The following is a 15,738-nucleotide window of genomic DNA, read 5'->3' on the forward strand; positions in this document are numbered from 1 at the left end:
CGCCACGATGACTCATTACACCTGGCTGCTTGTGGCACTGCCACTGGCAGGAGCCGCCATCCTGCTCTTCGGCGGCCGGCGGACCGACCCGTGGGGCCACTGGCTGGGCACCCTCGCGGCCCTTGGGGCGTTCGCGGTGGGCTCGACACTGCTCGCCGATCTGCTCGCGCGGCCCGGCGACGACCGTGCCATCCACCAGAAGCTGTTCACCTGGATTCCAGTCAATTCGTTCCAGGTCGACTTCGGGTTGCAGATCGACCAGCTGTCCATCAGCTTCGTGCTGCTGATCACCGGTGTCGGGTCGCTGATCCACATCTACTCGGTCGCTTACATGGCCGAGGACACGGACCGGCGCCGGTTTTTCGGCTACCTCAACCTGTTCTTGGCCTCGATGCTGTTGCTCGTCATCGCCGATAACTTCCTGCTGCTCTACGTCGGCTGGGAAGGCGTCGGCCTGGCGTCCTACCTGCTGATCGGGTTCTGGTACCACAAGCCGTCGGCGGCCACCGCCGCCAAGAAGGCGTTCGTGATGAACCGCGTCGGCGACGCCGGCCTGGCGCTGGGCATGTTCTTGATGTTCAGCACGTTCGGAACCCTTTCGTATGCAGGCGTGTTCGCCGGCGCACCGTCCGCCTCGCACGGCGCCCTGACGGCGATGGGGCTACTGCTGCTGCTGGGAGCCTGCGCCAAGTCCGCCCAGGTTCCGCTACAGGCCTGGTTGGGTGACGCCATGGAGGGCCCCACCCCGGTGTCCGCGCTGATCCACGCCGCCACCATGGTGACCGCAGGTGTGTACCTGATCGTGCGGTCCAACCCGCTGTACAACCTGGCGCCGCACGCCCAGCTGGCCGTGGTCATCGTCGGTACTGTCACGCTCCTGTTCGGCGCGTACATCGGCTGCGCCAAGGACGACATCAAACGCGCGCTGGCGGCGTCGACGATGAGCCAGATCGGCTACATGGTGCTGGCCGCCGGGCTCGGCCCGGCCGGCTACGCCTTCGCGATCATGCACCTGCTCACCCACGGCTTCTTCAAGGCCGGACTGTTCCTCGGTTCGGGCTCGATCATTCACGCGATGCACGAAGAACAGGACATGCGCCGCTACGGCGGCCTGCGCAAGGCGCTGCCGATCACTTTCGTCACCTTCGGGTTGGGGTATTTCGCCATCATCGGCGTGTTCCCGTTCGCGGGCTACTTCTCCAAGGACGCCATCATCGAGGCCGCCCTGGGCAGCGGCGGCGTCCAGGGTTACGTGACGGGCGGCGCCGCACTGCTGGGTGCCGGCGTCACCGCGTTCTACATGACGCGGGTGATGCTGATGACCTTCTTCGGCGAAAAGCGTTGGGCCCCGGGCACTCATCCGCACGAGGCGCCGGCGCTGATGACGGGCCCGCTGATCGTGCTGGCGTTCGGCTCGGTGTTCTCCGGTGGCCTGTTCGCCGTCGGCGGCACCCTGAAGAACTGGCTCGAGCCCGTCGTCGGCGCACACGAGGAAAGCCATCCCGCGCTGCCGCCGTTGGCGGTCTCCGGCGTGGCCTTGGCCGTTGTCGCGGTCGGCGTGGTGGTGGCCTATCGGATGTATGGCGGCAAGGCGGAAATCCCAAGGGTGGCCCCCGCAGCCGTCTCGGCGCTGACGACGGCCGGGCGCAGAGACCTCTACGGCGACGCCTTCAACGAGGAGGTTTTCATGCGCCCTGGCGCGCAATTGACCGAAGCGCTGGTCGAATTCGACGACGCGGGAGTCGACGGCTCGGTCAACGCGCTGGCCGCGGGGGTGGGCCGGCTCTCGAACCGCCTGCGGGGGTTGCAAACCGGCTACGCCCGCTCGTATGCGCTCTCGATGCTGGCGGGCGCGGCACTGGTTGTCGCGGCGATCCTGGCGGTGCGGACGTGGTGACCTCGAACGTGCCCTGGCTGAGCGTGCTGTGGCTGGTGCCGCTGGCGGGTTCGGTGCTGATCATCCTGCTGCCCCCCAGCCTGCGTCAGGTCGCCAAGTGGACCGGCGTGATCGTCAGCGTCGCGACACTGGCCGTGGCGCTCGTCATCGCGGCCGGCTTCAAGACCGGCGGGGCGCCCTACCAATTCCTCGAAAACCATCCCTGGATACCGGCTTTCGGCGCCGGGTACAACCTGGGCGTCGACGGCATCGCCGTTGTGCTGGTGCTGCTGACCGCGATCCTCATCCCGCTGCTGCTGATCGCAGGCTGGAACGACGGCGGCCAAGGCGCCCGGGGCGTGCACGCCTACGTCGCGCTGACACTGGCCATCGAGTCGATGGTGCTGATCTCGGTGGTCGCCCTCGACGTGTTGCTGTTCTACGTGTTCTTCGAGGCAATGCTCATCCCGATGTACTTCCTCATCGGCGGTTTCGGCAAGGGCGCCAACAGGTCACGCGCCGCGGTGAAGTTCTTGCTGTACAACCTGTTCGGCGGCCTGATCATGCTGGCCGCGGTAATCGGGCTCTATGTGGTGACCGCACAGCACGGTTCGGGCACCTTCGACTTCCGGGAGATCGTGACGGGCATCTCCTCGGGCCGCTTTGCCGGCGTGGACCCCGCGGTGTTCAAGGCGCTGTTCTTGGGCTTCATGTTCGCGTTCGCCGTCAAGGCGCCGCTCTGGCCGTTGCACCGCTGGCTGCCCGATGCCTGCGTCGAGGCCACCCCGGCGACCGCTGTCCTGATCACCGCGGTGATGGACAAGGTGGGCACCTTCGGCATGCTGCGCTACTGCCTGCAGCTGTTTCCTGATCCGTCAACGTATTTCCGTCCGTTCATCGTGACGTTGGCCATCGTCGGGGTGATCTACGGCGCGGTCGTCGCGATCGGCCAAAAGGACATGATGCGCCTGATCGCCTACACGTCGATCTCCCACTTCGGGTTCATCATCGCGGGCATCTTCGTCATGACCAGCCAGGGACAGAGCGGCTCGACGCTCTACATGCTCAACCACGGCCTGTCCACCGCGGCGGTATTCCTGATCGCGGGATTCCTGGTGACACGGCGCGGCAGCCGGTTGATCGCGGACTTCGGCGGTGTCCAGAAGGTGGCTCCCGTCCTGGCCGGCACGTTCCTGGTGTCCTCCATGGCCACCCTGTCACTGCCCGGCCTCGCGCCCTTCGTCAGCGAATTCCTGGTTCTGGTGGGCACTTTCAACCGGTACTGGCTGGCCGCCGCATTCGGGTCGACCGCGTTGGTCCTCGCGGCGATTTACATGCTGTGGCTGTACCAGCGGGTGATGACGGGCCCGGTGGCCGAAGGCAACGATCGCATCAGCGATCTGAAGGCGCGCGAACTGATTGTCGTCGCGCCGTTGATCGCGCTGCTCTTCGTTCTCGGGGTCTACCCCAAGCCGGTGCTCGACATCATCAACCCCGCCGTCGACCACACCATGATCACCATCGGCCAGCATGATCCCGCGCCGACCGTGCCGCCGGGTGCCGGCATACCCCGGACAGCCGAAGGAGCCCACCGATGACGCTCCCCACCCCCAGCATCGAGTACTTCCTGCTGTGCCCCATGCTCATCGTCTTTTCCGTCGCTGTCGTGGGCGTGCTGGTCGAAGCCTTCGTGCCCAGGCGAATTCGCTACGTCACGCAGGTGACGCTCTCGCTCGGTGGTTTGATCGCGGCATTCGTCGCGGTCATCGCAGTGAGCCGCTCGCTTCCCGCCTCAGGCCGCAGCGCGGTGTTGGGCGCCGTGGCCATTGACCGGCCGGCCCTGTATCTGCAGGGCACCGTGGTGTTGGTCGCCGTGCTGGCAGTCATCTTCATGGCCGAACGCACGCATGCCACGACGGACAGCAAGATAGCCGTCGCGGCGGGAGCTGCGGGGCTGGATTCCTTTACGCCGCAGGCGTCCGCGGTCCCCGACAGCGGAGCCGAGCGCGAGGCCGAGCGGGCCGGAGCGGCCCAGACGGAGCTGTTCCCGCTGGCGCTGCTGTCGGTCGGCGGGATGATGGTGTTCCCGGCATCCAACGACCTGTTGACGATGTTCGTGGCACTGGAAGTGCTGTCGCTGCCGCTGTACCTGATGTGCGGCCTGGCCCGTCATCGGCGACTGCAGTCACAGGAATCGGCGATGAAGTACTTCCTGCTGGGCGCCTTCTCCTCGGCGTTCTTCCTCTACGGCGTCGCCCTGATCTACGGCGCGACCGGCACGCTGCTGCTGCCCGGCATCCGGGATGCACTTGCGGCCCATGGCGATAGCTCGATGGCGTTGGTCGGTGTGGCGCTGCTCTCGGTCGGCCTGTTGTTCAAGGTCGGCGCGGTCCCCTTCCACTCCTGGATTCCCGACGTGTACCAGGGTGCGCCCACACCGATCACCGGGTTTATGGCGGCAGCCACCAAGGTCGCGGCGTTCGGAGCGCTGCTCCGCGTGGTCTACGTCGCGCTGCCCCCGCTGCACGATCAGTGGCGCCCGGTGCTGTGGGCGATTTCGATCCTGACCATGGCGGTCGGCACCATCACCGCGGTGAACCAGAGCGATGTCAAGCGGATGCTGGCCTACTCGTCGGTCGCGCACGTCGGTTTCATCCTCACCGGTGTGATCGCCGACAACCCGGCGGGTCTCGCCGCTACCTTGTTCTATCTCGTCGCCTACAGCTTCAGCACGGTCGGAGCGTTCGCGATCGTCGGTCTGATCCGCAACAGTGACGGCGTCGAGGATGCCGACGTGTCCCATTGGGCCGGGCTCGGGCAGCGCTCTCCCATTGTCGGCGTGATGCTTTCGATGTTTTTGCTGGCCTTCGCCGGCATCCCCTTGACCAGTGGCTTCATCAGCAAGCTCACGGTGTTCAAGGCCGCCGCCCAGGGCGGTGCGGTGCCCCTGGTGATCATCGGTGTGATCGCGAGCGGGATCGCCGCCTACTTCTACGTGCGGGTGATCGTGTCGATGTTCTTCAACGAGCCGACCGGGAACACCCCGCAGGTGATCGAGCCGGGCATCTTGAGCAAGATCGCCATCGCGGTGTGCGCCGCCGCTACCGTGGCGCTGGGGATCTTCCCGCAACCGCTGCTCGACCTGGCCGACCACGCCGCCCAGCTGCTGCACTAGTTCAAGAACGGGCGCGTCGCCACGACGTAGATCGCCAGCACGCCCAGCGGCGCCACCAGCGGCAGCCACGGCACCTGCACCGGAAACGACGTCGCGACCAGCCCGACGAAGCTAAATCCCAGGGCGGCAACGATTGTCGGCCAGCTTCCCGCGACGGCCACCGCGCGCGGCCCGACCGCGTGGCGGCACACCAGGTAGGCCGCAGCAGACAATCCGGACACGGCGGCGAGCGGATGCGGCGTGGCGCCCAGCACGATCGTGGCTACCGTCAACAGCACGGCAGCCGTTGCGGCGGGCCGCAACACGATCCCCGCGCCCACCGCGGTGGCGGCCAGTCCGGCTGCGGCAACCGCCTGCCCGTGCGTGCCGACGGCCGCCGATCCGGCCATCAGCAGCCCGAATATTGTTGCCAACAATTGAATACCGGCGATGGATCGCATGGCTACCCCCTCATCCGTGCCCGCACCCGATGCCGGCGGTTGGGCACCAGATCCATGGATTGCTCGAGGCCGCGACCGGCGTCCCAGGAGACGATGTCGACACCGATGGTGGCCATATCGCGATACATGCCGGCGCGCTGCAGCACCCAAAGCCGTTCGACCAGAGGATCCTTCTCCCCTTCGAATGGGAGGCGATCGAGGATGTCGACGGCCACCACGACGTGACCGCGTTTGCGCAAGTTGATCAGCGCCAGGGCGAACTCGGTGTCGAGCAATGTGGAGAAGGCGATCACAATGGCGCCGGTGGGGACGGCCGCGCGCGGCGCCAGTGTGCCCGTTGTGTTTTCGAATCGGTCGCCGGCACCGAGCACGGTGTCGAGCACACGATAGAACTGGCGCTGACCGATGTCGGCACCGAGCCAGCGGGGGTGGTTGTCGCCCAGCGCGACGATGCCGGCGCGGTCACCGTGACGTAATGCGGTCTGCACCACCTGAGCCGCGCCGCGCACCACGCGCGCGGTGGCCTCGGTCGCCGGGCCCGCCGGCTGCCGGTAGGCGTCGATGAGAACCACCACGTCCGCCGCTCGGTCGGTCAGCCGCTGTGTCACGTGCAACTGCCCGCGACGGGCGCTCACCGGCCAATTGACCGCTCGCAGTTGGTCACCGGGCACGAACGGGCGAATGTCGGCGTACTCGACACCCGGACCGGTATGCCGGGTCAGGTGCGCGCCGAGGCGATCGAGCAGCTCGGTCTGCGGGATCGGCGTGGTTTGCGGGGGTGTCAGCGGAAACACGATGACCTCGGCGGCGTCGACGGTGGCGGTGCCCGCCAGCAGACCACCGCGGGCAATCACGTCGACCCGGACCTGGATGAAGTAGCGGCCCCAGCGTTGTGCCGATGCCGCAACCGTTTTCGCGTGCCGCGAATCCGCTTCGCGGACTTCGAGGCGCATGCCCTCGATGGCGGGAACCGTGAGTTCGACCGCCGAGGCCGAACCGGGTCCCCGCTCCTCCGTTGCCCACACGCGCAGCCGGGCCTGCTCGTCTTCGAAGCAGCGCTGCGATGCGGGCTCGGCGTGCACGTGGATGGTGGGCACCGGGCGCTGCCAGCTGATCGAGCAGAGCACCCCGAGCAGCGGCGCCACGAACGCGATGAGCTCCCAGCGCGCGCCGATCACGGCGACGGCCAGCGCAACTCCGGCGCAGGTCGCGACGGCTCGCGTCAGTTTCGATGCGCGCCAGCGGAAGTCGATGTCGTCAATCACGGCGCGCTCATTGGGTTTCCCCGTGTCCCCCGCTTGTTCGCGGCACCGGCAAGCGCCGCAACAGTTCTCCGACGACGTCAGCGCCCTGAATCTTGCGCACCCACATCTCCGGTCGCAGGGTGATCCGGTGTGAGACCGCGGGGATCGCGAGCGCCTTGACGTCTTCGGGGATCACATAGTCGCGTCCAAGCAGCAACGCGCGGGCACGCGCGAGCTGAACCAAATCGAGCTCGGCGCGCGGGCTGGCGCCGACCGCGACCTGGGGATGACGCCGGGTAGCGGTGGCCAGCGACACCACATAGTGCAGCACATCTTCGTGCACCGTCACCTGCTCGACCGATTCGCGCATGGCCAGTAGATCGTGAGCGTCGACCACTTGATTGACGGTCGGCTCTGCCGAACCGCGCTCTAGACGCCGGCGCAGCATCGAGGTCTCGTCGCTCTCGGAGAGATAGCGCAGTTCCAGCCGGATCGCGAACCGGTCCAGCTGCGCCTCCGGCAGCGGGTAGGTGCCCTCGTACTCGATCGGATTGTCGGTCGCCAGAACGACGAAGGGCGCGGGTAGCTTGTGGGTTTCGCCGTCGATGCTGACTTGGCCTTCGGCCATCGCCTCGAGCAGCGCCGCCTGCGTCTTGGGCGGGGTGCGGTTGATCTCATCGGCGAGCAGCAGGTTGGTGAAGATGGGCCCGCTACGGAATGCGAAACGACCCGATTGCATGTCGTAGATCGTCGAGCCGAGCAGGTCGGCCGGCAGCAGGTCCGGGGTGAACTGGACGCGGGTGAATCGAAGTCCCAGCGCGGCGGCAAACGATCTCGCGATCAGCGTCTTGCCCAAGCCGGGGAGATCCTCGATGAGGACGTGGCCGCGCGCGAGCACCGCGGTGAGGATGAGCGTGAGGGCCGCGCGCTTTCCCACGACCACGTGTTCGATTTCGTCGAGCACGGCCTCGCAATGCGCGGTGGTCGTCGCAGCCGGCATCGTCGCTCCGCTCGTCATACCTGCTCCAACTTTCGTAGGATCTCTTCGAATGCCGCACGCCCGGGACCGGGCTGACCGTCCCTGATACGCCTAATGTTGTTGGGATTCACCCACTCCCATAGTTCGGCCCCGAACAGCATGTGGCCGCATGCGTTAAATGCCACCGGATCCTTGGCTTGACTTTGGCCGGTCGCGATTTCGTATCGACGCGCGAGCATCGGGCGCAGATGCCGGTCCCAGTCCGCCCGGGTGGACTCCGACCACCGAATCGTCGTCTCGGTGGTGGCAAGCCAGCGACGCAACAAATTTCCCGCATCGTCGGGGGCCAGCTCGTCTTCGGCCTGTCTGTCGTCTCCCAGGATGCGCCGGATGTTGAGCAACACCAACGCCAGGGCGAGACCCGACGCGGCCACCACGAACCGTCGATCGTGCACGATCAACACCAGCAGCTCGACCCCGATGATGAGGAAAACTCCCAGGGCGATCAGCCTTGTCATACCGGACTCCGCAGCTCGGCGAGGACAAGCCCAAGCACTTCTACCGCCAGCGCGCGATGTCCCTCGCTCATCACGTGCGGGCTGAACCGCGCCTCTTCGAACAGGTTCACCAACTGAACGGCGTTATCGGCTTGCAGCGCATGGCTTTCGACGGCGCGGGCCAGCACCTCGGTCGGAGTGTCGAACTCTTGGGGTACGGCCCCTGGAACATTCGCCAGCTCGCGTTCCATCGCCGCGTAGCAGGCGATGATCGCCTCGCGCGGTTCGCGATTGAAGTCGGTCATCTCGGCCAATCCGAGTTCGGCTGCGCGGGCCAGAGAATCCGAGCGCCTTACCGGCGCAGCGGATTCCGCATCATCGCCGGTGAGGGCTGCCAATGTTGTGCCGCGCCAGCGCCGCCGGGAATTGATGAGCGCCGCCGCGATGATCAGCAGCATGGTCGGGATCGCACTGGCCAGCAGGATTCCGTACATGTCGTCGTTGTCTCGCGGACGCCGCGGTTGCGGCGGCGGGGCGGTGCCGTGCGGTGGCGGGGCGGCGCCGGTATCCGCCGCGCCTTGAGATCCAGTGGCGTTGTGCGGCAGCGCGAATCGGGCCAGCAGCATCGCGATCAGTAGCCACGCGATGATCACGCCGAGCCCAATCAACAGCACCCGCCAACTGGGCCGGCCCTTGCCGGTGCCGAGCATGTCGGAGAGATCCGTGTTCTTTGGTGCTGCCGTGCGCGGATCTCGTAATCGCGCGATGACGGCGACCGCGAGCAACGTCAGCGTCGCACTCAGGGCAACAACGACGAACACCAGGGCCGCGCGGCTACTGCCCGTCTCGGCGTGCGCCACCCGGTCGCGAGCCGGCAGATATCCGCGCAAGGCGGTTGCGACGACGATCAACAGCACGATGAGGGCCACAATGCGGCCCGTCGGCTTGTCGGGCATTTGGTACACCACTCAACGGGTTACCTGTTGGCTGTTGCGGCACAGGCTTGTTTCATACTTGCACGCCGGGCGCGCGAATTGCTAGGCCGGCGTGAACGGCCGGAAGCTGCCGTCGAGCACCTCGCTGTGGCCGATCGTGCGGCCGGTGACCACGTTTGGATCCACCAGCGCCAGCTGCACTGCCGCCCGGGCGAATTCGTCTTCCGAGGCGGTGTCGCCGAAGTCGGTCGCGTAGTAGGACAGGCCCGGCGTCATGATGGGCTTGGACGGCGACAGCGCATTGACGGCGACGTGGTGGCCGGCCAGATCGAACGCCGCACATTGCGTCAGATGCTCGAGCGCCGCCTTGGATCCGCCGTAGCCGGGCAGCACGCCGCCGCCGCGGTCCGGGTAGGGACCGTCGCCGGGTATCCGGGACGCCACCGACGTGATGTTGACGATGGACCCGGCGCCCGCCTCGATCATGTCCGGACACACCAGTTGCATCAGCTCGTAGGCCGCGAACACCGCGATCTCGAAGTGTCGCCGATAGGCGTGCAGCGGGATGCTGACGAAGCCGGGCCAGCCGGGTTTGGCGGCTCCCGATGGACCCTTGGCTGGCTTTGCGCGCTCCTGCGCACCCGGTACCGGCGGGCGCCCGGGCGCGGTGAAGGCCGCGTTGTTGATCAGAATTGTGATGGGCCCCAGCGCTTCTCGAGCCTCGCTCACCAACCCGGCAATGTCGTCGCGGTCGGTCAGATCGGCGCGGACGGCGACCGCGCGCCCGCCCGCCGCCTCGATGTCGGCGACGGTCTCACCGATGGTCCCGGGCAACCGGTCATCCCACACCTGCTCGGTCCGGCCGGCAACGGCCACCGCCGCGCCCTCGGCGGCGAGTGCGAGCGCGATGGCCCGGCCCAGACCGCGGCTACCGCCGGTGACGATGGCGGCCCGGCCCGCGAGTCGTAGCGTCACCGCGTCACCCCGTGCACGATGATGGCGGTGGTCTGGTCCACCCACGCGTCATCCAGCTCTTCGGTAGGCCGTAGCAGCATTCGAAGCATCGTCGCTCCCCCAATCAACTCGATCAGGCGGTCCGGGTCCACATCAGGATGCGCCTCACCCCGATCGACCGCTTCACGCAGTCGCACCTGGACCGCGGTGAACAGGTCGGTGAAGCGCGCCATCACCCGGGCGTTGAGATCGGGATCGGCGTTCATATCCGCGACCAGACCCGGCAACGCCGCCCGCACCACCGGCGTCGTGAAGACATCGCGCGCGGCCGCGATCATCATCCGCAGATCATTGGCGATGTCGCCGGCCGGGGCCTGCAGCGCGCTCGGCGCGGTGGGAAACGCCGCTTCGTGCACCAATTCGGCCTTGCTCGACCAGCGCCGGTACAGCGCGGACTTCGTGGTGCCGGCCCGTTCGGCAACCGCCGCCAGGCTCAGGCTGGAATAGCCGATTTCCACAAGCAGTTCCGCGGTCGCCGATAGGATGGCCGAGTCGATGCGCGGGTCCCTGGGGCGGCCGGCACCGGGGCCCTTGTCAAGGTCGGACGGGTCTGCTTTCATAACGCTACCTACCGTATCGTAATTGCCACGCATAAGTCTCAAAGAATGGAGGCCCCCGTGGCCCCTGAACCCGCCGTCGACAACGTCGACCACCTGCAGCGCTCCAGCCGAGACGTCACGACCCTGCCCGCGGTGATGTCGAAATGGCTGTCGACCGTGCTGCCCGACGGCGCCACGCCCGAAGTCACCGTCGAAAGCGGCGTCGACTCGACGGGCATGTCGTCGGAGACCATCATCTTGACCGCCCGCTGGCAAGAAGACGGGGCACCCGTCGAGCAGAAGCTCGTGACGCGGGTCGCGCCGGCCCCCGAAGACGTGCAGGTCTTCCCGACCTATCGCCTCGACCACCAATTCGAGGTGATCAAGAAGGTCGGCGAAATCACCGACGTCCCGGTCCCGCCGGTGCGCTGGCTCGAACCCACCGGCGATGTCTTGGGCACACCGTTTTTCGTCATGGACTACGTCGACGGCGTGGTACCGCCCGACGTCATGCCCTACACCTTCGGCAACAACTGGTTCGCCGACGCGCCCGTCGAACGTCAGCGCGAACTGCAGGACAGCACCGTCGAAGTGCTGGCCAAGCTGCATTCGATTCCCAATGCGGAGAAGACATTCGGGTTCCTGACCGAGGGCCAAGACGGAGACACCGCGCTGCACAAGCACTTCAACTGGGTGCGGTCCTGGTACGACTTCGCGGTGCCCGACATCGGCCCATCGCCGCTGCTGGAACGAACATTCCAGTGGCTGAACGACAACTGGCCAACCGAGATCGCCGCGCGCGAACCGGTGCTGCTGTGGGGCGACTCCCGGGTGGGCAACGTGTTGTATCGCGACTTCCGGCCGATCGCGGTGCTGGACTGGGAGATGGTGGCACTGGGGCCGCGTGAGCTCGACGTGGCGTGGATGATTCACGCGCACATGGTTTTCGAGGAACTCACCAAACTCGCCGGGCTGCCGGGCCTGCCCGAGGTGATGCGCGAGGAAGACGTGCGCGCAACCTATCAGCGGCTCACCGGTGTCGACGTGGGCGACCTGAACTGGTTCTACGTCTACTCCGGCGTCATGTGGGCGTGTGTCTTCATGCGCACCGGTGCCCGGCGGGTGCACTTCGGCGAAATCGAGAAGCCTGACGATGTGGAGTCGCTGTTCTACCACGCCGGGTTGTTGAAACGTCTTATCGGAGAGGATCAATAATGCTCGGACCGCTCGACGAGTATCCGGTACATCAGATTCCGCAGCCGATCGCCTGGCCGGGTTCCTCGGACCGCAACTTCTACGATCGTTCCTACTACAACGCTCACGACCGCACCGGAAGCATCTTCGTGATCAGCGGGATCGGCTACTACCCCAACCTGGGGGTCAAGGACGCATTCTTCCTGATCAGGCGCGGGGACACGCAGACGGCGGTGCACGTTTCGGACGCGATCGATCACGACCGGCTCAACCAGCACGTCAACGGCTACCGGATCGAGGTCGTCGAGCCACTGCACAAACTGCGCTTGATCCTCGACGAAACCGAAGGCGTCGCAGCCGATCTCACCTGGGAAGGGCTGTTTCCGGTCGTCCAGGAACAGCGGCACATCCTGCGGGCCGGCAACCGGGTCACGTTGGACGCGCAGCGTTTCGCGCAACTCGGCAGCTGGAGCGGACACATCGCCATCGACGGCGAGGACATCGCGGTCGACCCCGCCACCTGGCTCGGCAGCCGCGACCGATCGTGGGGCATCCGGCCGATCGGGGAGGCCGAGCCGGCGGGCCGGCCCGCCGACCCGCCCTTTGAGGGCATGTGGTGGCTCTACGTGCCGATGGCGTTCGAGGACTTCGCGATCGTGCTGATCATTCAGGAGGAGCCCAACGGTTTCCGCTCGCTCAACGACTGCACACGGATATGGCGCGACGGCCGCGTCGAGCAGCTCGGCTGGCCGCGGGTCAAGATCCACTACCGCTCCGGCACCCGCATCCCGACCGGCGCGACGATCGACGCGACCACCCCCGACGGCACCCCGGTTCACTTCGACGTCGAGTCCAAACTCCCGGTCCCCATCCACGTCGGCGGCGGCTACGGCGGCGACTCCGATTGGATACACGGCACCTGGAAGGGTGAAAAGTTCGCCGAACGCCTGACATACGACATGACCGACCCCGGCATCATCGGCCGATCCGGCTTCGGCGTGATCGACCACGTCGGCCGCGCGGTGTGCCGTGACGGCGACGGCGATCCCGTCGAAGGCTGGGGGCTTTACGAGCACGGCGCGCTGGGTCGCCACGACCCGTCCGGGTTCGCCGACTGGTTAACCGTTGCGCCGTAACCGTTCTCGATACCCGGCACCGGGATGATCGGCCGGTAGTAGCGGCCCGGAGGCGCCGAGTCGTTCACGAAGTGTGGCCCGCGGCAAGGCTTCTGGCACCCGGCCACGTCGGCGCAGCTCGGGCACGACGTGGCGGGCAAAGTCGACGAACGTGCCCGGGGTGGTGACATAGGCCAGGTTGAAGCCGTCTACGTCGGCCTCGTCGACCCAGTGCTCGAGTTCGTCGGCGACTTCGGTGGGCGATCCGGTGAGCACCGGGCCGCGGCCACCGATACCGATTTCCTCGGCCAATTCCCTTACCGTCCAAGCACGTTCGGGCGCCGCGGTGGTGAACGAGGCCAGCGCGGACCGGTTGGCATCGGTCTCGACGTACCGCAGCGGTTCGCCGGGGTCTAGCTCGGCCAGGTCGACCCCGGTCCAGCCGCCGAATAACGCCAACGCCCCCGGGGTACTGACGAACTGCCGGTATTCATCACGCTTGGCGACGGCGGCGTCATGCGTCTCGGCAACGATCGGGGTCACCATCGTAAATACCTTGATGGAACGCGGATCTCGGCCCAGCTCGGCGGCGGCCGCGCGCAGCGCCCGCACCGGGCCGGCCACGATCTGCGGCGTCGGGCCGGACACGAACACCGCCTCGGCGTGGGCAGCCGCGAACCGCACACCCCGCGGTGAGGCGCCGGCCTGGAACAGGACCGGCGTGCGTTGCGGCGACGGTTCGCACAGGAACGGGCCGGGAACCGAGAAATAGCGTCCTTTGTGCTCGATGTCGTGCACCTTGGCGGGATCGGTGAACACTCCCCGCTCCCGATCCCGCACCACCGCGCCGGGCTCCCACGATGCCTCCCACAGCTTGTAGCAGACTTCGAGGTATTCGTCGGCGATCTCGTAGCGCTGGTCATGCGGAATCTGGGCGTCCAGGCCGAGATTGCGTGCGGCACTGTCCAGATACGACGTGACGATGTTCCACGCCACCCGTCCACCAGTGAGGTGGTCCAAGGTCGAAAGCCTGCGCGCCAACGCGTAGGGCTGCTCGTAGGTCAGCGACAGCGTGACGCCGAACCCGAGGGTCTCGGTCACCGCAGCCATCGCCGAAATGGCCGCGGTCGGATCGTTGACCGGAAACTGTGCGGCATCGAGCACCGCCGCATCCCGCGAGGCGCCGTACACGTCGTAGACGCCGAGCACATCGGCGAGGAACAGCGCATCGAAACCGCCGGCCTCGAGGATGCCGGCCAGCTCGGTCCAATACCCCAGCTCGCGATACCGATAGCCCTGATCGTCCGGATGCCGCCACAACCCCGCCGACTGATGTCCCACGCAGGCCATGTCGAAGGCGTTGAGAAAGATCCTCCTAGTCATGCGCTCCCCCAAGCTGCCCGCGGGTGTCCGGCGCCGCCAGGGCCGCCGCGACCGTAATCACGGACAGCACAGCGAAATACGCCACGATCAGCCACGGCTTTCCGCCACCGACGGCCAACAGTGCCGCGGCGATCAAGGGCGCGAATCCTCCGGAGAGCACGGCGCCGATCTGGTAACCCAGCGACGAGCCACTGTAGCGCACCCGGGTATCGAAAAGTTCAGCGAACCACGCGGCCTGCGGGCCGTACATGGCGTCGTGAACGACGTTGATGCCGAACACAATCGAAGCAACGACCGCGATCGCCGACCCGGTTCCGGCGGCTACGAAGAACAACGCCAGGGCCGCCACCCCGGCCAGCGCGCCGAACAGATACGGCGGCCGCCGCCCAATGCGATCGGACAACAGCGCCCAAGCCGGGGTGCTGACCAATCCGAGCGCCGACGATATCAACACTGCGATCAAACCCACGCCGCCGCCCTTGCCGAATGATTCCTGAAGGTAGGTCAGCGAATACGTGGTCAGCAACACGAACAGCCCGATCTGCGACAACCGTAATCCGGTGGTTATCAGCACATTACGTGGCTGGCTGCGCAGCACCTCCAGCACCGGCAGCCGCGCCAGCTCGTCACGTTGGCGCAAGCTTGCGAAGACCGCGGCGTCGGCGAGCCGCAGCCGGACAACCAATCCGATGGCGACCAGAACGACGCTGAGCAGGAAAGGGATTCGCCATCCGAATGCCAGGAAGGCTGTCGCGCCGGTGAGCTTGCGGGTCAGAAAGAAGACCGAGGTCGCCAGCAGCATGCCGGCCGGGGAGCCGAGCTGGGTGAAGCTGCCGAACAACCCGCGGCGTCCGGGCGGTGCATGCTCCACCGACAACACGGCCGCACCGCCCCACTCGGCGCCCACAGCAAGACCTTGGAGCACCCGTAGAAAGGCCAGCAGCGCCGGGGCGAGCAGCCCCGCCTCGGCATACGTTGGCAGCACTCCGATCGCGGTCGTGACGAGGCCCATCACCAGTAGGGCGGTCACCAAAACCGCCTTGCGTCCCAGCCGGTCCCCGAAATGTCCCGAGACAATCGCGCCGATGGGCCGGGCTCCGAACCCGGCGGCATAGGTGGCGAACGAGGCCAGCGTGCCCGCGGTCGACGAGATGTGGGGAAAGAACAGTGGTTTGAACACGAGCGCCGACGCGGTCGCATAGAGATAGAAGTCGTACCACTCAATCGTGGTGCCGATCATGCTGCCCAAAGCGACGGTTCGCAGCTGTGGCCTCGTGTCGGCGCCCGAGGCCGACTCGGTAATAGTCACGTGTTCGCAGAATAGCCAGGGCGTCGCCGTGCGCGTAT

14 protein-coding genes are annotated in these 15,738 nt (G+C 66.7%); 5 read left to right on the forward strand and 9 right to left on the reverse strand.

From position 1 onward, the window contains the following. Positions 1–7 precede the first annotated feature (7 nt). The 3 genes from nuoL to nuoN are packed head-to-tail and all read left to right on the forward strand — an operon-like array spanning position 8 to position 5,051. The gene (nuoL, locus tag MNAB215_RS01830; protein ID WP_077077200.1) at positions 8–1,897 is read left to right on the forward strand and encodes an NADH-quinone oxidoreductase subunit L; all 1,890 of its coding nucleotides are present in this window, start codon (positions 8–10) and stop codon (positions 1,895–1,897) included. Beyond that, positions 1,894–3,474 (forward strand): NADH-quinone oxidoreductase subunit M, encoded by a 1,581-nt coding sequence (locus MNAB215_RS01835; RefSeq protein ID WP_077078337.1) that lies wholly within the window; start codon positions 1,894–1,896, stop codon positions 3,472–3,474. Before nuoL ends, MNAB215_RS01835 begins: the two co-directional genes overlap by 4 nt. Then, complete coding sequence (gene nuoN, locus MNAB215_RS01840) at positions 3,471–5,051, forward strand: NADH-quinone oxidoreductase subunit NuoN (RefSeq protein ID WP_077077201.1); 1,581 nt, start codon at positions 3,471–3,473, stop codon at positions 5,049–5,051. Before MNAB215_RS01835 ends, nuoN begins: the two co-directional genes overlap by 4 nt. Here the strand turns inward: nuoN and MNAB215_RS01845 are convergent. The 7 genes from MNAB215_RS01845 to MNAB215_RS01875 all read right to left on the reverse strand — a co-directional run bounded on the left by MNAB215_RS01845 (position 5,048) and on the right by MNAB215_RS01875 (position 10,720). Next, the gene (locus MNAB215_RS01845; RefSeq protein ID WP_077077202.1) at positions 5,048–5,491 is read right to left on the reverse strand and encodes a hypothetical protein; all 444 of its coding nucleotides are present in this window, start codon (positions 5,489–5,491) and stop codon (positions 5,048–5,050) included. The two genes, nuoN and MNAB215_RS01845, sit on opposite strands and share 4 nt — an antisense overlap. A 2-nt stretch (positions 5,492–5,493) precedes the next feature. Further along, complete coding sequence (locus MNAB215_RS01850) at positions 5,494–6,756, reverse strand: DUF58 domain-containing protein (protein ID WP_077077203.1); 1,263 nt, start codon at positions 6,754–6,756, stop codon at positions 5,494–5,496. 7 nt (positions 6,757–6,763) lie between these two features. Continuing rightward, entirely contained in the window at positions 6,764–7,735 is a 972-nt protein-coding gene (locus tag MNAB215_RS01855; protein WP_108637554.1) for an AAA family ATPase, read from the reverse strand. Between the two features lie 14 nt (positions 7,736–7,749). Then, complete coding sequence (locus MNAB215_RS01860) at positions 7,750–8,232, reverse strand: hypothetical protein (protein WP_077077205.1); 483 nt, start codon at positions 8,230–8,232, stop codon at positions 7,750–7,752. Next, complete coding sequence (locus MNAB215_RS01865) at positions 8,229–9,167, reverse strand: DUF4129 domain-containing protein (protein WP_077077206.1); 939 nt, start codon at positions 9,165–9,167, stop codon at positions 8,229–8,231. The genes MNAB215_RS01860 and MNAB215_RS01865 overlap by 4 nt, the downstream gene beginning before the upstream one ends. Before the next feature lie 81 nt (positions 9,168–9,248). Beyond that, entirely contained in the window at positions 9,249–10,121 is an 873-nt protein-coding gene (locus tag MNAB215_RS01870) for an SDR family NAD(P)-dependent oxidoreductase (RefSeq protein ID WP_077077207.1), read from the reverse strand. Beyond that, positions 10,118–10,720, reverse strand: coding sequence for a TetR/AcrR family transcriptional regulator (locus MNAB215_RS01875; protein ID WP_077077208.1), 603 nt, complete (start codon positions 10,718–10,720; stop codon positions 10,118–10,120). Before MNAB215_RS01875 ends, MNAB215_RS01870 begins: the two co-directional genes overlap by 4 nt. Positions 10,721–10,777: 57 nt before the next feature. On the opposite strand from MNAB215_RS01875, the gene MNAB215_RS01880 reads away from it, so the two are divergent. Continuing rightward, complete coding sequence (locus MNAB215_RS01880) at positions 10,778–11,914, forward strand: phosphotransferase family protein (RefSeq protein WP_077078338.1); 1,137 nt, start codon at positions 10,778–10,780, stop codon at positions 11,912–11,914. Next, the gene (locus MNAB215_RS01885) at positions 11,914–13,029 is read left to right on the forward strand and encodes an Rv3169 family protein (protein WP_077077209.1); all 1,116 of its coding nucleotides are present in this window, start codon (positions 11,914–11,916) and stop codon (positions 13,027–13,029) included. The genes MNAB215_RS01880 and MNAB215_RS01885 overlap by 1 nt, the downstream gene beginning before the upstream one ends. On the opposite strand, the gene MNAB215_RS01890 is transcribed toward MNAB215_RS01885, so the two are convergent. Further along, complete coding sequence (locus tag MNAB215_RS01890; RefSeq protein ID WP_077077210.1) at positions 13,012–14,391, reverse strand: LLM class flavin-dependent oxidoreductase; 1,380 nt, start codon at positions 14,389–14,391, stop codon at positions 13,012–13,014. The two genes, MNAB215_RS01885 and MNAB215_RS01890, sit on opposite strands and share 18 nt — an antisense overlap. Next, positions 14,384–15,631, reverse strand: a complete 1,248-nt coding sequence (locus tag MNAB215_RS01895) for an MFS transporter (protein ID WP_083746046.1) — start codon at positions 15,629–15,631, stop codon at positions 14,384–14,386. Before MNAB215_RS01895 ends, MNAB215_RS01890 begins: the two co-directional genes overlap by 8 nt. Positions 15,632–15,738 lie beyond the last annotated feature (107 nt).

It is taken from the genome of Mycobacterium numidiamassiliense (assembly GCF_900157365.1).
Classification (GTDB): domain Bacteria; phylum Actinomycetota; class Actinomycetes; order Mycobacteriales; family Mycobacteriaceae; genus Mycobacterium; species Mycobacterium numidiamassiliense.